This is a genomic window from Vibrio sp. OPT20 (genome assembly GCF_963889365.1).
Taxonomy (GTDB): Bacteria; Pseudomonadota; Gammaproteobacteria; order Enterobacterales; family Vibrionaceae; genus Vibrio; species Vibrio splendidus.
Genome location: NZ_CAWPOA010000058.1, coordinates 425,239 through 446,174 on the forward strand (window position 1 = coordinate 425,239; position 20,936 = coordinate 446,174).

Annotated in this window: 18 protein-coding genes and 1 pseudogene; 9 read left to right on the forward strand and 10 right to left on the reverse strand. The window is 44.1% G+C overall.

The genetic code is table 11. The features are described from left to right. Nucleotides 1-56 precede the first annotated feature (56 nt). The 3 genes from AACR09_RS13955 to AACR09_RS13965 all read left to right on the forward strand — a co-directional run bounded on the left by AACR09_RS13955 (nucleotide 57) and on the right by AACR09_RS13965 (nucleotide 2,898). Nucleotides 57-890, forward strand: a complete 834-nt coding sequence (locus AACR09_RS13955; RefSeq protein WP_193835211.1) for an ABC transporter ATP-binding protein — start codon at nucleotides 57-59, stop codon at nucleotides 888-890. Then, complete coding sequence (locus AACR09_RS13960) at nucleotides 887-1,849, forward strand: ABC transporter substrate-binding protein (RefSeq protein ID WP_102462624.1); 963 nt, start codon at nucleotides 887-889, stop codon at nucleotides 1,847-1,849. Before AACR09_RS13955 ends, AACR09_RS13960 begins: the two co-directional genes overlap by 4 nt. Before the next feature lie 101 nt (nucleotides 1,850-1,950). Next, nucleotides 1,951-2,898, forward strand: a complete 948-nt coding sequence (locus AACR09_RS13965) for a FecCD family ABC transporter permease (RefSeq protein ID WP_065678472.1) — start codon at nucleotides 1,951-1,953, stop codon at nucleotides 2,896-2,898. Nucleotides 2,899-2,918: 20 nt separating this feature from the next. Here AACR09_RS13965 and AACR09_RS13970 read toward each other — a convergent pair whose 3' ends face one another. Together AACR09_RS13970 and AACR09_RS24635 are read right to left on the reverse strand one after the other, a co-directional pair. Then, nucleotides 2,919-3,908 carry a zinc-dependent alcohol dehydrogenase family protein gene (locus AACR09_RS13970; RefSeq protein WP_193835212.1) on the reverse strand — a complete coding sequence of 330 codons (990 nt, stop codon included), beginning with the start codon at nucleotides 3,906-3,908 and terminating at the stop codon, nucleotides 2,919-2,921. Between the two features lie 20 nt (nucleotides 3,909-3,928). Continuing rightward, nucleotides 3,929-4,015 (reverse strand): annotated as a pseudogene (locus AACR09_RS24635) (phytanoyl-CoA dioxygenase family protein); the annotation flags it as partial. 89 nt (nucleotides 4,016-4,104) lie between these two features. On the opposite strand from AACR09_RS24635, the gene AACR09_RS13975 reads away from it, so the two are divergent. Together AACR09_RS13975 and AACR09_RS13980 are read left to right on the forward strand one after the other, a co-directional pair. Beyond that, on the forward strand, nucleotides 4,105-4,380 hold the full coding sequence (locus tag AACR09_RS13975) for a hypothetical protein (RefSeq protein WP_009845795.1): 276 nt from the start codon (nucleotides 4,105-4,107) through the stop codon (nucleotides 4,378-4,380). 30 nt (nucleotides 4,381-4,410) lie between these two features. Continuing rightward, nucleotides 4,411-5,622, forward strand: a complete 1,212-nt coding sequence (locus tag AACR09_RS13980; RefSeq protein WP_193835213.1) for a B12-binding domain-containing radical SAM protein — start codon at nucleotides 4,411-4,413, stop codon at nucleotides 5,620-5,622. A 146-nt stretch (nucleotides 5,623-5,768) separates the two neighbouring features. On the opposite strand, the gene AACR09_RS13985 is transcribed toward AACR09_RS13980, so the two are convergent. Continuing rightward, nucleotides 5,769-6,110, reverse strand: a complete 342-nt coding sequence (locus AACR09_RS13985; protein WP_017081414.1) for a hypothetical protein — start codon at nucleotides 6,108-6,110, stop codon at nucleotides 5,769-5,771. A gap of 119 nt (nucleotides 6,111-6,229) precedes the next feature. Beyond that, nucleotides 6,230-7,018 carry a phytanoyl-CoA dioxygenase family protein gene (locus tag AACR09_RS13990; protein ID WP_193835214.1) on the reverse strand — a complete coding sequence of 263 codons (789 nt, stop codon included), beginning with the start codon at nucleotides 7,016-7,018 and terminating at the stop codon, nucleotides 6,230-6,232. A 583-nt stretch (nucleotides 7,019-7,601) separates the two neighbouring features. Between AACR09_RS13990 and AACR09_RS13995 the strand changes: the two genes are divergently transcribed. After that, nucleotides 7,602-8,792, forward strand: coding sequence for a GGDEF domain-containing protein (locus tag AACR09_RS13995; protein WP_193835215.1), 1,191 nt, complete (start codon nucleotides 7,602-7,604; stop codon nucleotides 8,790-8,792). Here AACR09_RS13995 and AACR09_RS14000 read toward each other — a convergent pair. Next, nucleotides 8,779-9,660, reverse strand: coding sequence for a DMT family transporter (locus AACR09_RS14000; protein ID WP_065607841.1), 882 nt, complete (start codon nucleotides 9,658-9,660; stop codon nucleotides 8,779-8,781). The two genes, AACR09_RS13995 and AACR09_RS14000, sit on opposite strands and share 14 nt — an antisense overlap. Nucleotides 9,661-9,845: 185 nt before the next feature. After that, the gene (locus AACR09_RS14005; protein ID WP_108185229.1) at nucleotides 9,846-11,177 is read right to left on the reverse strand and encodes an MFS transporter; all 1,332 of its coding nucleotides are present in this window, start codon (nucleotides 11,175-11,177) and stop codon (nucleotides 9,846-9,848) included. Nucleotides 11,178-11,495: 318 nt separating this feature from the next. Between AACR09_RS14005 and kduD the strand changes: the two genes are divergently transcribed. Next, entirely contained in the window at nucleotides 11,496-12,257 is a 762-nt protein-coding gene (gene kduD / locus AACR09_RS14010; protein ID WP_017077347.1) for a 2-dehydro-3-deoxy-D-gluconate 5-dehydrogenase KduD, read from the forward strand. Nucleotides 12,258-12,320: 63 nt separating this feature from the next. Then, a complete protein-coding gene (locus AACR09_RS14015) occupies nucleotides 12,321-12,959 on the forward strand; it encodes an RpiB/LacA/LacB family sugar-phosphate isomerase (protein WP_193835216.1) in 639 nt (212 codons plus the stop codon). 138 nt (nucleotides 12,960-13,097) lie between these two features. Here AACR09_RS14015 and AACR09_RS14020 read toward each other — a convergent pair whose 3' ends face one another. Next, a complete protein-coding gene (locus AACR09_RS14020; RefSeq protein WP_193835217.1) occupies nucleotides 13,098-14,609 on the reverse strand; it encodes a DUF1214 domain-containing protein in 1,512 nt (503 codons plus the stop codon). 106 nt (nucleotides 14,610-14,715) lie between these two features. Then, nucleotides 14,716-15,504: a hypothetical protein gene (locus AACR09_RS14025; protein WP_004731951.1), complete on the reverse strand. Its 789-nt coding sequence runs from the start codon at nucleotides 15,502-15,504 to the stop codon at nucleotides 14,716-14,718. A 130-nt stretch (nucleotides 15,505-15,634) separates the two neighbouring features. Between AACR09_RS14025 and AACR09_RS14030 the strand changes: the two genes are divergently transcribed. Then, the gene (locus tag AACR09_RS14030) at nucleotides 15,635-16,561 is read left to right on the forward strand and encodes a LysR family transcriptional regulator (RefSeq protein WP_193835218.1); all 927 of its coding nucleotides are present in this window, start codon (nucleotides 15,635-15,637) and stop codon (nucleotides 16,559-16,561) included. A 148-nt stretch (nucleotides 16,562-16,709) separates the two neighbouring features. Here the strand turns inward: AACR09_RS14030 and luxN are convergent, their stop codons facing one another. Continuing rightward, nucleotides 16,710-19,316, reverse strand: a complete 2,607-nt coding sequence (gene luxN / locus AACR09_RS14035; protein WP_193835371.1) for a quorum-sensing autoinducer 1 sensor kinase/phosphatase LuxN — start codon at nucleotides 19,314-19,316, stop codon at nucleotides 16,710-16,712. 12 nt (nucleotides 19,317-19,328) lie between these two features. After that, nucleotides 19,329-20,507, reverse strand: a complete 1,179-nt coding sequence (locus AACR09_RS14040; protein WP_193835219.1) for an acyl-homoserine-lactone synthase — start codon at nucleotides 20,505-20,507, stop codon at nucleotides 19,329-19,331. Nucleotides 20,508-20,936 lie beyond the last annotated feature (429 nt).

Below are 20,936 nucleotides of genomic sequence, written 5' to 3' on the forward strand. Positions count from 1 at the left end.
AACCATGCCTTTAATTTATTGTTATGTTATAACATAACAATAAATGCTATTTTTGGATGTTCGGTGGGAAATTGAATAAACCTGTATTGTCTGTGCGCGGGCTCTGCGCTAATGGCTTGGCTAACTGGAGAGCCGTCTCCGATGTGACATTTGATGTGAACGACGGTGAATGCGTTGCCATCATTGGGCCTAATGGAAGTGGAAAGTCCAGTTTGCTGAAAGGCATTACAGGCGAATACAAAACCGTCGCGGGTGAGTTGATGTTGTCTGGTATTCCGCTTGGAAGCCTTGAGCGGCAGCAGATAGCCAAACAAGTCGCGGTGGTTACTCAACATGAGCATGTTGATCCTCGTTTGAGTGTTGCTGAATATGTTGGCTTAGGCCGAACTCCTCATACGTTTTGTTGTAGCGCCAAAGAGCACAAACGAGCGGTTCAGCAGGCGATGCAAGATGTTGGGCTGATTCACAAAAGCCAGCGGTGCTTTGGTGAGCTATCCGGTGGTGAGCAGCAACGTGCAAGTATTGCTCGCGCCTTTGCACAAGAGCCGAGGCTTTTACTCTTAGATGAACCCACAAACCACCTTGATCCTCTCGCTCGTCTTGAACTTCTGAGCCTAATTAAACAACGTGGCATTGCGTCTGTTGTGGTGTTGCACGATTTACCTTTGGTCGCGCCATTCGCCGATAAAGTCCTGTTGATGTCAGGCCAAAAGATGGTGGCGTTCTCAGCCCCAGAGGCGGTGATGCAAGACCGATACATGATCCCTGTTTTTGGATTGCGTGTTCTCACGTTCAAACATCCTAATCTATGCAGCACCATCCATCATTTTGAAGCTGCATCAACTCACTTAACTCACTCTAATCACTCTTTAATAGGAGCAGCCCAATGAAGTGGCCTGTAATTTCCAGTCTTTTGTTTCTTTTACCTTTCTCTTTTGCGCATGCGACAAGCACTCAATACCCAGTGACGGTTGATAACTGTGGGAGCCCACTGACCATTGAAAAGCGCCCCTCGCGTGCGGTTATACACGACATCAATATGACCGAGATGGCGTTTGCTCTTGGTCTTCAAAAGGAGATGGTGGGCGTTACGGGTATTACAGGGTGGTACAAGATGTCGAGTTCGTTTGAAGAACGTTTAGGTGATATTCCTGAGCTCGCACCTAAGTATCCTTCATTAGAAACATTGATTGCTGCTGATGCTGACTTCTTTTTCGCTGGCTGGAATTATGGAATGAAAGTGGGCGGTGAAGTGACGCCTCAAACACTGAAGCCATACGGGATTGATACCTTGGTACTTTCTGAAAGCTGTATTCATACCCAAAGTCAAAAGGAAGGCGCGACAATGGATCTGCTTTATGGCGACATGCAAAAGCTAGGCGTTATTTTCGACAAGCAAGCAGAAGCCGAGGCTTTGGTAAGCAGCTGGAAAGAGAGAGTTGAAAAAGTAGCAGAAAAGCAGAAAGCATCAGGTAAGCCGAGTCCAAAAGTGTTCTTGTTTGATTCGGGTGAAGACAAGCCTTTCACCGCGGGTAAGTACGGAATGCCAAACGCAATGATTGAAGCTGCTGGTGGCCAAAATATTACAGGCAACATGGAAGCAAGCTGGGCTCGAACCTCTTGGGAGAATGTCGCTCGTGAAAACCCAGATGTGATTATTCTTCTGGATTACCAATCGGCGAGTGGTGCCGATTCGTTGCAACGTTTCCTCGAAGCCCATCCGTTAATGAAATACACCAATGCAGTCACTTCTGGTCGCTATGTCAAACTGCGTTATGAGCAACTCACCCCTGGGCCTGCCAATATCGATGCTATTGAGAAACTTGCAGAGGCGTTCGTTTCTGAGTGATCGGGAAGGTTGTTATATGAAACCTTGTTATTGATAAGAGTAGTAGTCCGTTGATTTTATTTGATAAATATCGAGCAGCATGGCTAACAGGTATCACTGCCATGCTGCTCGCCTTCATGATGAGTTTACAATTTGGCTCGGTTCCTTTGTCTTTCAAAGAAGTGCTCATAGGGTTGAGTTCTTTCACTGATCCAACGCCGGATATGACCAGTCGAATACTGATCGATCTAAGGTTACCTAGAGCATTGTTAGCGGTTATCGCGGGTGCAGGGCTGGCGATGGTTGGGGCGTTGCTTCAAACCTCGACACGAAATGATCTGGCGGATCCGTTTCTGTTTGGCTTGTCATCTGGCGCGTCTGCTGGTGCTGTGTTGGTGATCACCAAAGTGGGAGACGCTCTGGGTGTTTGGTCACTGCCACTGGCTGCATTCTCGGGTGGTATTGTGTCGGCGACCGCCGTTCTGATTCTGTTTTCGATGCAGAAGAAAAAGGGCAATGACAACTTAATCTTGTGTGGTTTGGCGATCTCATTTCTATTCGGAGCCATCACGAGTTTTTTGATTTATTCAGGCGACCAGAGAGCAGCGAGTTCGATTTTGTTCTGGACGATGGGAGGCTTAGGGCTCGCACGTTGGGATAATTTGATTTTTGCCTTGGCGGGCGTGTTGTGTCTCATAGCATTAATTTTCAAACGTTATCGCGAGCTCGATACTTTGTTGGTGAGTGAACAGACGACAAGCTCATTGGGGATCAATGTGCACCGCCTACAAAGCGAGATTTTTCTTTGTTGTGCGTTTTGCACTGCGTCGATTGTATCGATGACCGGAGTGGTCGGTTTTATTGGCTTGATGGTACCCCACTTAGTTCGACCATTTTCAGGTGTCACTCACAAGCGAGCTCTGCCTTTGGTTGCCTTGTGGGGCGCGGTACTTTTACTGTTTGGGGATGTGATTAGCCGAACCATATTAGCGCCACAAGAACTGCCAGTAGGTATTGTGACAGCAGCTCTTGGCGGGTTATTCGTTTTGTATCTTGTTTGGCGTAAATAGTGCGGCTAAATTCCACCAAACTACACAGGCAGTAAGACGATCTTGCCCTCTAGGCGTGTGGTTTTCGATTCAATGAGATCAATCGCGATTTGCACTTCATCGAATGGTAGGTAGCGGTCAACGTCGAGCTGAATATCGTTTGTGATGAAGTGATCTAGCATGGTCGTGAATTTATCCCGGCGAACATCTTTACCTTCCGCTTCCTCCCAATAACGTAAGAAGAAGGTGCTGAAATCAATGTCTTGGCTTTTCGCGTACTCAAAGAAGCGTGGCTCGTAAAAATCCAACGACAGCGTCCCATAGTTGATAAAACGCCCTTTGTTGCCAAGGGTGTGAATAAGATCGGTTCCGGGTGAGCCGCCAATCGCATCAAAGGCAACGGTTGGCATTGGCAAGCCTAACGCCTTAATTTGAGAAGCTAAATCGTCGTTTGCATCTAACACCCAACTGGAAGTGATTGGGTATTGTGTCGGCTGTGATGTAACGACAATGATTTTGAAGCCGAGTGATGCTGATAACTGGGAGAAGATCTTACCGATGGCAGAGCTGCCTGCGTTGATGATCAACACATCTTCTTGGGTCAGCTTAGCCACTTCTGTCGTCAACACCCATGCAGTTAGCGCATTAATGTACAACTGACAGGCGTAGCCATTGTCTAAATGCTGAGGAATTTGGAACAGGTCATCAGGTGATACATCGACATAGGTCTGCCATGTTCCACTGGTTGCTACGAGCACTCGCTGATTTACCGCAAACTCAACATTGCTGGACTCTACAACCCTTCCTACCGCTTCAAATCCCGGTACTCTCGGCGGCTGGTGGCTATGTTTGTATTGGCCCACACCATAAATCGACAACAGATCACTAGGGTTGATGTTAGTCGCTTCAATTTGTACGCGAACTTTATCTTTGTCTAGTGCCCCTAAAGCGACATGTTCTAACTTGAGAGATTCTTTTGGCTGACCGAAACGGAACTGGCTAATTCGGGTATTTTGCTTAGTGTCAGTCATAGTTTGGGCACCTTTATGGATTATGAGTACTGCATTGATTTTAAGTGTAGCGTGTTCATAAACAATCTTGGGTCGCTAATATTGCTCAACATCGATGTTGTTGGCAATCGATTGTTCAAATTGAAATTAGTTAACCAAAAGTTGACCAACACCTATTTACAATGATTCCTAGTTTAATAACTGGGAGTTAAGAAAGATGAACGTGCCTGAAGTAATGTCTAAGTGGAAAACATTGCTGGCTCTGACCATGGCCTTGTTTGCTCTTAAGTTTCATCTACTTCTGATTTGGGGGCTATTTTGCTGGTTTTGGGGATGGGAAAATCTTCGCGCAAAAGAAGCCTTCTTTGTTGAACGTATTGAGCTAAAAGAACATCCAGTTTTGTTTACCTTAATCATCATCAGTTGGTTTGTGATGGGAGGGGTATATTTCTATATGGACAATAGAGTCTTTGAGTTTTTTAGCTCTTTGTAGCAAAGCAAAATTTAATAATTAGGATACGTTATGAAAATCTATTTAATTAAAGCGTCTGCTGGCAGCGATTACTCAAAATACAAAGCCTCTACGGGGGGACCTCCACAAAACATCTTTGCCGCCGCTGCTGCGACACCAAAGTGGTACAAGTTAGATATGGTTGATGAGACCATAGGTGCAAAAGCCGACCTTTATAATGATGCTGATTTGGTGGTGATATTTATGTCGACTCCAGATGCTTATCGGGCTTATGAGCTAGCTGCTAAATATAAGAAAAAAGGCAAAACAGTGATACTCGGGGGGTTACATACTCAGTTTAACCCTTCAGAAGCGGCAGTATATGCGGATTGTTTGGCGATGGGAGAAGTTGAGAACTACTGGGTTCAGTTACTCCGTGACGCAGAGTTTGGTTCGCTACAGCCTATTTATGAAAGCTCCGAGCCTGTCGATCTCAGTATGCTCAATCCATACCCAACAAATATCATCAATCCTGAAGCGTACAATTATACATGGTCAGTAGTTGTGACAAGAGGTTGCCCATTTAAATGTAACTTCTGTTTAGTGCCAAGGTTCTTTGATAAGTTCCAGAAAAGGCCAATCGAAAATATCGTCAGCGAGTTAGCGGATCTCAAGACATTAGGTATTGAGTGGGTTGAGTTACACTCCGACAATCTCACTCATGACCGTGAATATGCTTTGGCACTATTTAAAGCCATTGAGCCGCTTAACATGAGCTTCTATGGGGAAACGACAGTCTTGATTGCTCGTGACACCGAATTGCTTAGTGCTGCGGTGAAGTCAGGGTTCAAAGCTGTATTATTAGGCATAGAAACGCCATCTGAAGATGCTTTGAAGGCTCAGAAAAAAGGCTTTGTGAAACCATCTAAAATGAAAGAGTACATCGCTGAGATAAGATCTCATGGTATTGAAGTATGGGGAGATTTTTTGTTCGGTTTTGATGAACATGACACTTCTATCTTCAAACAAACGCAGAAGTTCGTCGAAGATATCAAGGTTGATAAGGTGATCCCGCACTACATGATTCCGTTTCCCGGTTCGGAGTCTTTTAATCAGCTAGAGCGAGAAGGGCGACTTCTTACTAAAGATTGGTCCAAGTACGATGGTAGCCATCCGGTTTATCAGCCAAGTCGTATGAGCGTTGAAGAGCTAGAGGAAGGCTTGTATTGGATTTGGAGAAAGAATGCGAGCTTGAAAGAACGAGTTGTTGCCTGGTTCAATTAAAATTTGTTCTGGATACATGGAATGAAAATCGCGAAGGCTCATAAATAAGTTTTACTATTCGGAATGCCTGACTGAGTCAGTACACTTTAAAGGCTCCATGTGGAGCCTTTGCATCAAGTCTTTGACGTAGCGGTGAAACCCCGCGATCAAAAGCCATAGCTTTGTTTGATTGGATCGCAGACTAGTTTATATTTAGCATCCGCAGCTTCTTTCCCAGCAAATTCTAACATCGCTTCTGAATAACCCATTGCAGTGCCGAACTCTTCCATTATATAAGGATCTTCTTTGACACTCACTGTGCGATCTTTCGATAGCTCGACAATAAACTTAGCGTAATCTTGGTCTTTATCTAAGCCTGCCGCCCAACCAAAGCAGTGCGCAGCATCTTGTTTAGGGAATTCGTTAAAATCTTCACCATTCACTTCGGCTAAAGCAGCACCCGAAACAAGTGCTGTAAGTAGTGACATGCTAGTAATTAATTTTTTCATATTGCTTATCTCGAATATTGAATATGAAGCTATCTTATTGCGAGCGCTATGAAATAAATGTGAACATATTTGTTATTATTTTCAAGTCATGTGACTTTTGATGTAACTGTTTTAATCTCTTACGAGCAAAGCATCGATTTTAAGTGTAGCGTGTTCATAAACAATCTTGGGTCGGTAATATTGCTCAACATAGTTGGTGTTGGTAAACAGTCATCATCAACGTAGTCGACATAGTCTGCCGCCGAATCAAAGATCAAAATATCCAAAGCCAAACGATCCAAGCCATATCGGCCTCGGTGGATCATATCCGCTGAAAAAACCAATAAGTCACCGGCGGCTAATGGTATCTGCTTACCGCCAGAGATGTCATCGCTGCTCACTTTGCCGTTTTCTTCTTGGCGAACATTGTACTCTTCTTCGTTGTCCCAGCGTTTGTGTGTGCCGGGGATAAGCTCCATACCTGGCTCATCAAAAAGGGGCACTCGCAGATGGAGTACTTGGGTTTCCATGATGACTTTCATCTGGTCATCAATGTCGTAGTCGTATTGACAGTCACGATGCCAGAAGTCTTTTTGTTGCGGATTTACCGGGTTGAAGAACAGCTGTGTATTCATGAATGCCGGTTTGTTCGGAATCACCGCATCAACCACGTCCATCACTTGCTTCGAGCTGATGAAGTCGAAAAGCACGCTTCTATCGTCGGCGAGCAAATATTCGCTTCCCGTAATTAAAGACGAGTTAAATGCTTCTTCTTTATAGAACTCTTCGTTGTCTGCTTTCCATGATTCATGGAATTTCAGCACGACTTTTCTAAGCGATGCAATTTGAGCTTCATCGAAATAATTTCTGATAACAAAGTAACCATGTTCGTCGTAACGGTCACTTAATTGTTGGCTGTTTTCTACCACTGACTACCTTCGTTCATTCTTTGCTGTGTAATAACTAGGGGCTGTTGACCTTTCCGTGGTTAAGTTTTGTTCGGATGGGGACGCCTAGTCAAAATCGTTTTAGGCGCGGCGAAGAGTATGTAGCCTAGTCATTCTAAGCAAATATTCTTCAACAAAGCATAAAACGATTTTAGCTGAACCCTTCGGGCAGCTCTTGTGGTTCATTTCTACTGCGTTATCGGCTTTTCATGTAGGCCAGCTACACGTCAAAGCCTCTTCCTTGTATAAATTTCCCACAAGATGCTGCAAAACCCAGCTCGAAAGGTCAACAGCCCCTAGAGATTTCTTGGGCGCATAATGCCAGACAGTCGCTATTCAACCAAGTAACGAGTGCAGAAGCCTGTAGATTCCGTGATGCTATGAAGCCATGTGTGGACGAGTGTTACATGCCTATCCAGATCATGTACTCATGCGACAAGAATCTCTGCATATGTGATCTACTCCTTATTTTATAAAATATATAGATTCATATAGTGAATGTTTCTTTGGCTTGTATGATTATTGACCATGTTGTGATTTGGTTGCGTATGGAAGATAGAAAATCATGGATGGTTTTTCGCTGGATATGAGAACACTTAATTTTATTATTATTTTGTTCTCTTTCATTTACTGTATTGGCTTGTTGTTATTTCAATTCACTCAACAGTCCATTAAAGGGCTTTCAATCTTTTCCATTTCAATATTTGTTATCGGAACTGGGCCGTTGATGTTGAGCCTAAGAGGGGAGTTCCCTGATTGGGTCACCGTTATTGGTGCCAATATGGTCATTGCGCTAGGTTTTCATCTCGCCTTGTATAGCTTATGTCTGTTTCGAGAATACTCTCTCAAATGCACCTACCTCAGTAGTCTAATGATGTTGGCTCTTTTGCCATGTTTTATTTACTTCACGTTCTATGAGCCTTCCATCAAGGCTCGAATTATCCTCATTAGTTTATATCTGGCTTTTGTGACTCTTTGCACTGCCTTTGCGGTATTAAAGGGCCAGCGTGATGACTTGACCCTAGGTATTCGGATGATGGCCTTGTCATTTACGATATATGGCGGGTTTATGGTTTTCCGAGTAATGGTGACGTTATTTTCAGCTGAGCTTCAGGATTTCATGGCGGCCGCGCTCATTCATCAACTTGCCTTTTTAGTGAGCATCGTTCTTATTGTGTCGATGAGCTTCACAATGCTTTGGCTGATTAATGCAAGGTTGCTTAGTTCTATTCACGAGCTGTCCTACAGCGATCCTCTAACGGTACTGGGAAACCGCAGAGCATTAGATGAGATGGTTCCAGTTATCATGAAGCAGGCGGAGACTGCGCCTGTCAGTGCCATTATGATGGATATTGATAATTTTAAGTCGATCAATGACCAACACGGACACATTGTAGGTGACCTCGTGATCAAGTCTTTTGCTGAAATGGTTCAAAGTGCGATAAAAACATCGCCCAAAGCCAGTGCGTTTCGTTTTGGCGGAGACGAGATAATGATTTTATTGCCTAATGTCGATTTTCAACAAGCTCAGGTTATTGCCTGCAAGTTACGATTGTCTATTTCAGAGGTATCAGCAGTACAAGAACATGAGATGTGTCTGACATCGAGTTTTGGTGTTGCTCAGCTTCACCCGCATGAGAGTTGGAATGGGTTTATTAGCCGAGCCGACAAAGCGTTATATCAAGCGAAAACAAACGGTCGCAATATGACTTCAATTTGTCCTAGTCATATTAACGAGCTCGTCACTGCCACATAACCAATACCGCTGCGATAGAAAGCAAGATGAGCGCAAGAATGTCTTTGCGCGCGATGCTTTGCCCTAACCAGAAATAGGATATCAACACCATGAAGATCACTTCGACTTGCCCGAGTGTCTTTACGTACGGCACGGCTTGAAGCGACATCGCACTAAACCAACCCAGAGAACCGATAACACTCGCTAAGCTTGTCATGATGACTAGTTTCGACTTCTTGAATATCTGGCGCAGCGTGTCGCGTTCTCTGAAAAAGAGATACGTACAGATAATCACTGTCTGAAGGGAAATGACGAGGAACAGCACCCATGCGGCGCTATGAGGGAAGGGCAACCCTATGCTCAAACTTGCTTCCCGTACCCAAAGAGACGTTAAAGCAAAAGCGGTACTACACGCCATACCTAACAAAAATACTTTCGGAGACAAGCTTCGCCAACCAGAAGAACTACTCATGATTAGTACGCCTAATGTGCCAATAAGCACGCCGACCCAACCTGTTAGTGTCAAAGCAGTACCAAAAAACAATACGGATAACACAGCAGATACGGGGGCTTCACACTTGGCTAAGCCTGCTCCTATCGCATAGTTTTCGAGCTTAAATAACATCACCATTAAACCCGTCGCGAGGATCTGCATAATGGCTGCTGCAATAATGTAGAAAACAAACTCACCCGAAAAATCAGGTGTGGATACTGGCTTCCATTGATAGAGGGCGCACAGATAAATTAAGGCGATTGGGCCTGCCCAGATAAAACGCGCCAGCGTCACACCAGCAACACTCATGGTGCCACTTAACTTGCTTTGAAAGGCATTGCGCCAAGATTGGCTGAAGGCTGCGAGAAGAGTAAAGGCTATCCAACTAAATGACATGACGCTTCCGTGTGTTATATAAAATTATGATTATATTAACAAATTTAACCAATAGAAGAAGCGGCTTGTTTGTTTATTGAGCGTCCATTTTCAGGCGATAGTCTATTTGGGTAAATCAGAACTTTGTGCGAGCTAACCTTTGAAGAGTTAGCTCGTTGAACTTCAACACAATATAGCTAGCCGCCTCAAAAAATTGGCTCTTTTCGGTTCTTGAAATAGAACAGTGCGCTGATCGTAATGAACAGTAAGGTGAAGTAATAGAAAAACGAAGACAGTGAGGCCAAGAAGGCAAGGTTCTGTTCTATCTCTTGTTCGGTGTAGCCCTGAGACACCAACTTATAGTAGTAAGCGTACAAGATACCGATCAGGCCGTATCCGAGGTTAAACATCAGCCCTTTAAAGCTGAGAACCGTGGCTCTGTTGTGTGATTCGGTTTTTTTATTCAGGTGGTAGCTGATGAAAATGTTCATCGTCATGATGATAAAGATTAATACCAGTGCCGGAATGACTCCGTAAATCGACCAACCTAAACTGATCCAGTAATAAGTCGCCATGCTTGCCAATCCCATAACTACAATGAAGGTTTTAGCCTCCATACTCTCTGCTAATCTTCGGCTTTGTCCTGCCAATATAATCTTAAGCAAGCTGATACCCGCACCAATAAAACCAAAGTAGATAATTGGAATATCAATGGCCAGATAGTATTGGCTGTTCATGGTTAGGAACATGCGTGAGGTGTGTTCGAATAGGCTGTAGTAGAGCAAGATGAACAGCACGTAAGGCGTAGCAAATACCCACTTACCCGCATCGATCGTCAATTTAAGACTTGAGATGGTGGTTGCCAATTTGGTTTGGTCGCTTGGCATCACCTTTTTCTCTTCGCGCATATTAATCGCGGCATAGATAGCGATCATCGCGACAAATAGGGTGGCGAACACAGGAATACGCATCAGATCTTTTGTGCTTTCTGGTTCGGCTAGTCCAAGGAAATGAAAGATGTTCGTCATAAAGTTCACATCGTACATCGCCGCCCCAATCAGCGTAACAAAGATACCGACCGTTGAGGCGACACGAAGCTGTATTTGCAGCACTCGAGGCCACAACTCTTCATTGCCTTGTTCTTTTAAGGTGTCGTAAGCCAATGCCTCGTCGGCGCCGCTGGCCAGTGCCATCGCTAAGCCACTGAGAATCCGGTTAATCAGAAAGACAATGAACACCAAGTCGGGGTTTCCGGTTGGTACTAGCGCGATCATTGCGATCTCAACAAACATCACGATCGAAGACAGCACCACTAGTTTCTTGCGGCCTAAGGTATCAGCGAACGCACCCGACGGCACCTCAGCAAGCACAATGGTAGCTGCCCAAACTACATTAAGCATCGCGAATTGAGAAAGAGTTAGCCCGTAATCTAAATAGAGTAGGGTGAATATAGGGTAGTAAAAACGCGCAAAGTAGCTGCTTCGAAACATTAAGAAGTAGCGGACATTGGGAATGTTAAGGATCTCTTTGAGCGTCATGATAATTTCAGTATTTTAGATAACACATCATTATGTATAACCCTTTTACTCTTTTAAATCATGGAATTGTTGCCAAATCCTTAAAATATCTGATTTACGTGATCTTCGAGTTCATGGTTCATAGTGGGTTATAGGTCTCTCTTCTTCAAATCACTTCCCCCATTCATTTAGTTTGTGGTGCTCGTTTCAACTTGCTTGACTGATTTTGGTGCAAGATCGAACTTCTACAACGTCGCTCTCGCATTTACATCTTATTGTATGATTTAATTATTGGTAGTAATGATACGCAATGAATCCAATGTAATTGAGGAAGCGAGCATGATCTTAGAGTCATTCAGTCTGGAAGGTAAAGTAGCGATAGTGACTGGCTGCAACACGGGGCTTGGGCAAGGTATTGCATTAGGCTTAGCGGAAGCTGGTTGTAAGGTTGTCGGTGTTAACCGAACAGAACCTGAAGAGACTATTGAGAAAATGAGTGCAGCAGGTCATTCGTTCCTAAACGTGAGTGCTGATCTTCTCGATCAAGCGTGCATTCCAGAGGTTATAGAGCGCACTTTGGCTGAGTTTGGCCAAGTCGACATTCTCGTGAACAATGCAGGAATTATTCGCCGCCAAGATGCTATTGAGTTCTCAGAGCAAGATTGGGATGACGTAATGAACGTGAACACTAAGACTGTGTTCTTTATGTCTCAGGCTGTTGCAAAGCAGTTTAAGGCTCAAGGCACTGGCGGAAAGATCATTAATATTGCATCGATGCTCTCATTCCAAGGTGGCATTCGAGTTCCTTCCTATACGGCTTCAAAAAGTGCTGTGATGGGAGTGACACGTGCGATGGCGAACGAATGGGCGCGCGACAATATCAATGTGAATGCGATAGCACCCGGTTATATGGAAACGAACAATACTCAAGCTCTGCGTGAAGATGCTGTGCGCAATCAAGCGATTCTTGAGCGTATTCCGGCTGAGCGTTGGGGTAAACCGCAAGATATCGCAGGTCCTTGTGTGTTCTTAGCCTCATCAGCATCGGATTACATTAACGGCTATACCATTGCTGTTGATGGTGGTTGGTTAGCTCGTTAACTGACCTTGTAACAAACACGGTTAAGAATTTTAAATTTGCAGCAATCTTGCAGGAGAACATAAATGAAAATCGCACTAATGATGGAAAACAGTCAGGCAGGTAAAAATGCCATGGTTGCCGCTGAGCTAGAGTCAGTGGCGGGTGGCATTGGTCATGATGTTTTTAATCTAGGTATGACCGACGAGAATGATCACCACTTAACGTATATCCACTTAGGTATCATGGCGAGTATTCTCATCAACTCAAAGGCTGTGGACTTTGTTGTGACGGGATGTGGAACAGGGCAAGGTGCTTTGATGTCACTGAACCTGCATCCGGGTGTGGTGTGTGGTTACTGCCTAGAGCCATCAGATGCTTTCTTGTTTAACCAAATCAATAACGGTAATGCTCTCGCTCTCGCTTTTGCTAAAGGCTTTGGCTGGGCAGGTGAACTCAACATTCGTTATATCTTTGAAAAAGCGTTCACAGGCGAGCGTGGTAATGGGTATCCACTAGAACGTGCAGAACCACAGCAACGTAACGCAGCAATTTTGAATGAAGTGAAAGCCGCAGTGGTCAAAGATAACTTTATTGATTCGCTAAGAGCAATCGACCAAGAGCTCGTGAAAACAGCGGTTGGCAGTGAACGTTTCCAACAATGCTTGTTTGATCATTGCCAAGACCCAGAAATTGCAGACTACGTTCGTTCACTTTTAGATTAAACCTATCAAGGTCTTACCCGGTTATTAGTGAAGATAGAAAAGAGAAAGAGGAGCCCTGAGGCTCCTCTTTTGTTTTGTTCTTTGAACCTGATAGTTATTTTTGGCGTGAACAAGTCATACGTGATTCGCTCTAGACGATCAGTCCACACGCTTAAAGTTAGGCAACAAGGTTTCAGGCTGCTGCTCTACAAATGCTTTACTTGGTGAGTATGCGCGGAAGTAAACAAACCAGTTTTCGTCTTCTCGGGTTTGCACCCAATTCGCTTCATTTACACCAGCAGGCTTAGTTGGCGAGAAGTGGAAGGTGTAATTGCCTTGCGCATCTTTAACTGTCTCTTCAATGTTAGAACCCACGTCGGCACGCTCAATATCGTTGTCGATGATGGCGCGGTTCTCTACGTTGTAGACAGTAATTGTCCAGAACAAATCGGCGAAATTTACATCTCCATCTAGCGTCAAAGTATAGTGGTTACTGCCATTTAGCCCTTTGCCATTGTCGTCACGGTAGTTGTCTAGGTAAATCTGACCCCAGCCGCCATTTTCAAAACCGTGCATTGCTACGTCGTTAGTTACAGCTTCATAGAACCAAGCTGCACGTCCATCGAGGTCCATACCATAGTGACGGTCTTGGTTTGGTGTTGAAGCCGTTGCGATTTCCCACGAATTCCCTTCTTTACCGTAAGCCGCGTGTGGTAGACGTTCGGTTTTGTTGAAATCGATGTTTTTGACCATAGCTTCACCCATGACTACAGCTTGTTCTAAGATGTCACGCTGCTGAGCTGATGGGGTAAATGCTTTGCCTTTTTCAATACCTAGTGGGCGTAACATGTCGTGCATCATACGGTCGCGCTCTGCTACAGGTTCGGCTTGGATCGCTTCATTCAACGTTTCCCAAAATGCCATACCACGTGGGTGCTTAGCATCGTCACCACGCTTAGGGAAGTTTACGCCTTTGCTACTGAGCGGCTTGCCGTTAAGGTCAGTAATTTTTAATGCTTCTAAGTCTTTCATACGTTGCTGATCTGACTTAGCCATTAAGCGAACACCCAAGAAAACATTATTGGTATCAGACTCAAATACTTTTGCGCCTTTTGGCAGGTTACTCGGCGTTTCAGACCCTTTGGCTTTTACCACGTAGACGCCCGGCTCAGTCATCTGAGAAATACCGATTTGCCACATGGTGTGTACCGCGCCACGCAGTTCATTTGTGGGAATTTCTATAACAACGGGCTCTTTCTCTACGTTAAACCAAGTAATCGCGTAAGGCGTAGAGGTGTTGTAAGTTAAGCCTCCTAGCTTAGATTCATGAGACTCAACATAAGTAATTTGACCATCCTCTGCACCCATGTCGGCATAGGCTTGTTTCCATGCGTAGTTTGACACCAAAGGCACGGACCAAATGTACGCTTGTGACGCGCGTTGATAGTCCATCAGTTCAAACAGTTTTGCTGAGCTTTCTTGTGTTGGAATGCCATGAAGAAAGTCGGTTTCGAAAGTAAAGTCACCTGCACGCGTTTGGATCGTTTCTGTCGCATCACCGTTGCCTGCTATCGCTGTGGCTGAAAACAAGGCTGTTACAGAAACTAGCATGGCAGCAGAGCGTAATGGGCAAGTGAAACTACCAACAAAGGCTTTAGATATCATATTCATAATGTGTCCTCAAAAAATCAAAATTATTCGTCAAAACGGGAATGGCTCGTCGAACCGAAATCATTGGTTCAAACTGAAAGAGCTCATCCAAGCAGAAAGTGACTGCTTAAAACTGATAGTTAAATTCGATGCGGTGATCACCGTCTTCGATGCTGGTGTTTTCTGTCCAATTTGCAAAATAACGAACGTTCGCCCTTGGGTTAATCTGGTAGCTCGCAGCAAACTCATGTGCGAGTACAGAATCACTGCCCTCGAATCCATAATCTTTGAACGTTGATGAACCAGACATCGTGCCTAAATACATAGGGTTATAGTTCAACCAAATCTTGTCGGTAAGTTGCATTTTTGCGTACATACCCGCCACGTAGAAAGTACCGTGCATGTTGTAGCGATCACGAAGTTGATCCGCGTCGAGGTTGCCTCCAGAGCCTTCAACCAACTCCTCACCTGCAGCAACACCAACACCCGCAAGCGGATAGAAGTTAAACATGCCCATTTGTGGAAGAGCCTGTATAAAGCTGTATGACGCACTACCTTGATTACTATCGAAATCCCAAGACATATCGACTTGTGTGCCTCGACCATTGGTTAAGTCTACGCCGAAGTTTCTGAAACGAATCGAATCGATACTGTCATCTGCGCCTCGGTTATTCCAACCAATGGCTTCACCAGCGATGCCTTTGACTTCGAAGACATTCATACCCATGGTCGTATCGCTACCAGTGTCATAGGTTTGCCCGATTTTCAGGTTTAAGCCTTTGTCTGTGTAACCGAAGCCACCTTGTGTATAGACGGCTAACGGGTCTGACATATCTTGAATTTCGGCTTCTTCCGCGAAAGCGACACTTGCCAGAAACAAAGGAGTTAGAGAAAGGATTGAACGTTGTAATAACATAGATGCCTCATAAATTTATCTCACTACATCCGTGTACTGCGTGAAGGTGAGGTAACTATACAAAGTGGACATCGTTAAGTTAATTCATATAAACTTAACCATTCGTTAAGTAGTGGTTTATGGTTTGGGTATGAAACTGAATAATGTCGATTTGAACTTATTGAAAGTGTTTGTGGTGGTGTATCAGGAAAAAAGCTTGCGCAAAGCAGCTGAAAAGCTGTTTGTCTCGACACCAGCGGTAAGCCAAAGCGTCAAAAAGCTTAAGGAATCGTTAGGTGAAGAGCTATTTGTTTTGTCCAATCAGCAGTTTCTCCCGACGCCTTATTCTGATGAACTGTATCGACGTGTTTTTCCACTATTGGACGGGTTGGTCACGGCGATAGAAGAGGGTAAACAGTTTACTCCTGCCGAACTAAGCGAAGATTTTAAGATAGAGGCGAACCCGCACCTTTTGCCTTGGTTAACACCCTCTCTGTTTCATCAACTCTCAGATGAAAGTCCACTTTCGAGGTTGATTAGTCATACTAGCTCCCAAGATTCACTGGAAAGACTTAAGAGTGACGAGATTGATTTTGTTATTCACTTTGAAGCTGAAAACCTGCCCGCCGAGATCATTGCTGTGCCTCTCGTAACCCTAAAATTTGTATTGGCAGTAAGAGTCGACCATCCTTTTAAAGAGGATGTAGCACAGATCGATGATTTGTTGTCCTTTCCATTTGCGCATGTAGACCTTGCTTACTTCGACCAAAACAAACACTCGCGATTGGAAGAAGAAGTTTTAAGCCAAGGTAAATCGATTAATATGGCGCTTCGAACGACGTCAGTTGTTGGGTTAATAGAAACGATTAAGCATTCCAATATGATCGCACCCTGCATGCCTCCGGTGATCGAACAGCACAAGGGAGTATTGCGCTCGATTGTGATTGAAGGATTAGAAGAAGATGCAGAAAAAATGGAGGTATTTGCCTATCTTCATAAGAAAAACCAACACTCTGCCAAATACAAATGGTTACTGGATTTGATCGAAACGGCGATGGTTGAAGCCAACCATCAGTAAGCTTTAACTGTGATTGTTTTTAATTGATTCAATGAGTTGACCAAAAAAATGCCCTCAAAACATCTCTTGAGGGCATTTTTTATTAACTATTTAACTATTTAACTATTTAACTATTTAACCATTGATTCGCTTAACCGTCCGTAGCCAGTTATTCACTTTCTGTTTCTTTAGAAGCGTTTGACGCCCAGCCTTTCTCTAGCCAGTTGTCCAGAACGTGTTGCAGTGCTTTCAAAGAGGTTGGTTTCTCTAGGCGACCATCCATCAGTTTGCTGATCATATCTAACTCGTGTTGTCCTGATTCGCCAGACAAAGCAATGATTGGCGTTTGAGGAGAGCGTGCCTTGATAATTTGGCTGGCGTCAAAACCATTCATTATCGGCATTTGTACGTCCATTAAGATCAAATCGACCTTGTGTGTTTTGAACAGCTCGACGGCATTCTCACCGTTTTTGGCTTGTAAGCTATTGACGCCAAGTCGACTCAGGTACATTTGAACAAGCGTGCGTTGTACTTCTTTATCATCGACGATCAGTACGGTTGGAGCCAAATGATTCCCTGGGGTTAGCGTGCTTGTTGGTTCTGAACTTTGCGTTTCTGGCGGGTTATTTGGCTTAGCTTCAGCATTGGTTTTGTTTTCAGTTGCAGTTTGATTACTTTTCCAATCATTGAAGTAAGGCGTACGAAGCGCGTCTGCTTTGGGTGCATTGGGCACAACAGGGAAGTACAGGTGGAACTCAGTAAACTCTCCAAGTTTGGAATGGCATTCAACTTTGCCACCAAATGAACGCATCACACGTTGGCAGTAGCCTAAACCTAAACCACTACCACCGCTTTTTTGGTAAGAGAAGAAGTCATCAAAGATCTTATGAACAATGGCTTCGTCAATGCCGGGGCCAGTATCACGGAATGTGAGGACGTTCTCGTAATCCCCAGTTTTGGTGCTGATCTCAATTTGGCTGTCTGGATAAGAGTCAAAGTAGTAGATCGCGTTACGTATCAGGTTGAAAATAACGAAGTTGAATAGGGTTTCATTCAGCTTTGCCACAAAATCAGCATGTTGTGGTAAACGAATTCGCTCAATGATCTTCTCGTTCTCAAAGCCATAATGGCTGACGGCTTGATCCACGGCCTTGTGGATAGAGGTCATGGTGATTGGTCCATGCTCGGGTGAGCTATCACTGACTTCTCGCAAGATGATATCAATCAGCTGTCGACCACGTTGAATCGCAGCTTGGCCGTTCTCAATATCAAGTAAGATCTGTTTCGCTGGAGCTTGATTATCAATGTGCTGTTTTAATAGTTCAAATTGCAATTGCACTTGAGCCAGTGGGTTACGCATTTCATGAGCGATTGAGTTAGCAAGGGCACGGCTTTGGCGGATGCGTCTATCGGCTTCGATAGTGCTTTGTACTCGAGTTAACAAGGTTTGCAGGGCAGAGATCTCTTCGTTAGAGAACATCTGATCGTTGCTCTTGTGTGACGATACTAACAAGTGCGTGACCGATTTCCCCTGACCAAACAGAGGCATCACCAAAGCGGTATCGTTGGAGCTCATCTTGTCATACAGGGCTTTGATTGAGCGCTTGGCTGGTGCGGTGTAATCAAGCTCCTGAGACAACTCATCGAACACTAAAACGGACTTGTTAGTAGACAGATAATCTTCGTAGAAGGTTTCGTTGTAGTTGCTGTTCACTAGACGTAGCTTATCTTCTGGAATTTGCAGTAGGCTACCCAAACGACGCATTGCATCATCAATTGATAGCTTGAAATCCTCTTCTAGCGCGAGGATCTGTTGTACTGGCGTTTTCTTGTTTCCGTAGATAAAGAAGGAGGCGTAGTCGCTCACACGTTTGTAGAGTAAATGCCAAGTGATGCCGATAACCGCGCAGATCGGGATAGCAATGAGCCATTGGTTATCGTCTGTCAGTGGGATAAATATTGCGCCAAAAGGTATCACCAAAATTGCACACACCAACAACGTATTTAAGCTCATGTACGCAAGGTATTTCACGCTATAGAAGCGAGAGGTCAGTAGAGCATAGCCAACGAACAACATCTCACTGATCGACAAGGCGGGTGGCAGCCAAGTGAGTGAGAAGTCGCGGATGAAATAGGCAATACCAATATGAACTGTTGCAGTAGATAGCATGAAAACCAAAATGCCTGTAATCATGTAGTTGGTTTTGGCTAATATTAACTTGCTACTGTTGGCGCGCATGGCCACGAGGTTGAGTAGCGTCAGGATAATTAAGCTTATTACTCCTGTAAAAAAGTACGGCGTGTACGGGCCAAACTCAATAACGAACTCGCTTGGGCCAGCAATCGTGACATGTTCAACGGTTAATCCCGGACTTAAATTGATAAAGAAGGAATAGACAGTCAGTGTGACAAAAATGGCTTGTTGCCACGGGTGAACCTTACTATTACGTTGTTCGGCTGCGAGTTTACACGAGAAGTAATAGGCAAAGGCAAACGCACAGAAAGAGGCTAGGTTGGCCAATTTTGCTGCGTATACGGCGGCTGAGGCCCCAAGTTCTGGTAATAAGTCGGTATGGAAGTAGGCGTTACTGCAGATCCACGCAACAATACAGATCGAATACGCGATGTAAGGGGCATGGTGTGTTCCAATAATAACTTTGTTCTTTTGTCTAAGGCGATAGCAGTAGTAGAGTAACCACATCACGACGATGGCTACAGTTGCAAGCAGTGTTATTGCTTTCGCATAGACTATTGCCTCTAGTCCGAAATCAAACATGTTCATTATTTTCTACCATGCTGTGTTTTTATTTTCACGAAGACAGCGTCTATAGTCATGAAAGTTGACGCGACCGAATGCTAAAAGCATCAGTTCAATATTCCATAGACCGCGGTAAGTTTGTAAGTTATTTCCGTTCAGGTCACAAGACCCTAGTTGTAAATATGCTTTTGGTCCGATTGCTTTGTAAAAATTGAGTATCAAAGGTTGGTCTATAATGGTGAAGCCCATTTTATAGCCTGTTTGATACAGTAAACTAAGCATCTTTTTTTGAGCAAGATAGAGGAAATAGAGCTTTTGTTGAGTCTTGCCACTGACTGTAAGACGCAGTACTTCACATAGGGCGTGTTTAGCCGACAATTGTAACTGGAATTGCTGGTCAAATTCTGGCAGAGAGTAACACTTTGACAGTGTAGGCGGTGTGAACAGTTGTAGCTTCGCCAGTTCGTCGTAACCGTGATTGGATAAACAGTAGTGCCATTGTTCATTGCTGAACGGGGGGGCGTAACTTAGCCAAGTACCATTCTTAGACCAGTCTTGAATCAGCGCAGAGGAAACCAGTGTCGGAAAGGCTTCATCAACTGGATGTTTTAGTAGAATAAAATGCTTACCTGCCTGAGAAAGGTGTAATAAAGGCAGCATCTCAAACCATTTCTCGCCCTTGATGAACACCTCAAGGTTGCTTAAAGCAATGGCATCGCTGATTGACATTCCTTGTGGGTGACAGGGCGTTTGCACTACAAGTTGAGCATCTTCGATGTGTTCAACGATTGCACCGTAGTAGGCACTATCTTTAATGGGCAGATCAACAGAAGAAGGGGACTTGGTGTTCAATGGTGATTTTGCTTTGATTGCGGCAATTTCACATTCACACCAAAAATCTAACCAATGCATGTAGCACTGGCCTACGGCCTGCTCTAGAAGATCAACCTCTGCAGATAGTGTGTTTGGATAGCGCAGAATCAGATCGCGGTAGTCTATCACCTCAAACAATACCGAATAGCTTTTGTTTTGATGCTCAGGGAAAAGCAATTCTAATTGGCTTCTACGATATTCTGTCACGCTTTGGAAAAGAGCAGTGCGCTCTTGTGGCTGATAGGTACTGATGACGAGCTCTATCAGAGCTCGCTGTTTTATTTCGATAGACAGACTGCTAGCCAACAGTGAGCCTAAAGACGACGTTATTTTCATTTGATTAACCGAACCTAGCCTAGGTCTATATAATTATTTTTATTCGATCTGCACTGTCTACAGGACACAAATTTTTTTAGTGTTTTTTTTGAGTCATGTTACTTGGAGCGAGTCTGCCGTAACTTTACTTGAGCCTATTACTTGAGGGATAAGTTGCATAATCGGGCGAGATTCTACTACTTGCACAGCCCCTTAACAATATAGGCTTGTCATATATTGACTAAATCATGTCAGAATAAAATACATTACTATCAACAGTTTGTGTTGGTGATTCCTGTATTTGATCCAAGTGTAGTTAAGTCGAGCATAAACTTTTGAATTTATAAAATAACGTGAAATATCTATTTTTTGAACCAATCTCATAAATCATATGCAAGTAAATTCACCTTGTTAGTTGTAAGGAATATAACGGCAACCCTAAATATACAA

Coding starts and splice junctions, on each gene's coding strand:
- AACR09_RS14000 (WP_065607841.1), bottom strand. CDS start 9,660: ATGTCATTTAGTTGGATAGCCTTTACTCTTCTCGCAGCCTTCAGCCAA.
- AACR09_RS14030 (WP_193835218.1), top strand. CDS start 15,635: ATGAAACTGAATAATGTCGATTTGAACTTATTGAAAGTGTTTGTGGTG.
- kduD (WP_017077347.1), top strand. CDS start 11,496: ATGATCTTAGAGTCATTCAGTCTGGAAGGTAAAGTAGCGATAGTGACT.
- AACR09_RS14015 (WP_193835216.1), top strand. CDS start 12,321: ATGAAAATCGCACTAATGATGGAAAACAGTCAGGCAGGTAAAAATGCC.
- AACR09_RS13960 (WP_102462624.1), top strand. CDS start 887: ATGAAGTGGCCTGTAATTTCCAGTCTTTTGTTTCTTTTACCTTTCTCT.
- AACR09_RS13965 (WP_065678472.1), top strand. CDS start 1,951: ATGCTGCTCGCCTTCATGATGAGTTTACAATTTGGCTCGGTTCCTTTG.
- AACR09_RS14040 (WP_193835219.1), bottom strand. CDS start 20,507: ATGAAAATAACGTCGTCTTTAGGCTCACTGTTGGCTAGCAGTCTGTCT.
- AACR09_RS14020 (WP_193835217.1), bottom strand. CDS start 14,609: ATGAATATGATATCTAAAGCCTTTGTTGGTAGTTTCACTTGCCCATTA.
- AACR09_RS13955 (WP_193835211.1), top strand. CDS start 57: ATGTTCGGTGGGAAATTGAATAAACCTGTATTGTCTGTGCGCGGGCTC.
- AACR09_RS13980 (WP_193835213.1), top strand. CDS start 4,411: ATGAAAATCTATTTAATTAAAGCGTCTGCTGGCAGCGATTACTCAAAA.
- AACR09_RS14005 (WP_108185229.1), bottom strand. CDS start 11,177: ATGACGCTCAAAGAGATCCTTAACATTCCCAATGTCCGCTACTTCTTA.
- AACR09_RS13970 (WP_193835212.1), bottom strand. CDS start 3,908: ATGACTGACACTAAGCAAAATACCCGAATTAGCCAGTTCCGTTTCGGT.
- AACR09_RS14025 (WP_004731951.1), bottom strand. CDS start 15,504: ATGTTATTACAACGTTCAATCCTTTCTCTAACTCCTTTGTTTCTGGCA.
- AACR09_RS13985 (WP_017081414.1), bottom strand. CDS start 6,110: ATGAAAAAATTAATTACTAGCATGTCACTACTTACAGCACTTGTTTCG.
- AACR09_RS13975 (WP_009845795.1), top strand. CDS start 4,105: ATGAACGTGCCTGAAGTAATGTCTAAGTGGAAAACATTGCTGGCTCTG.
- AACR09_RS13995 (WP_193835215.1), top strand. CDS start 7,602: ATGGATGGTTTTTCGCTGGATATGAGAACACTTAATTTTATTATTATT.
- luxN (WP_193835371.1), bottom strand. CDS start 19,316: ATGTTTGATTTCGGACTAGAGGCAATAGTCTATGCGAAAGCAATAACA.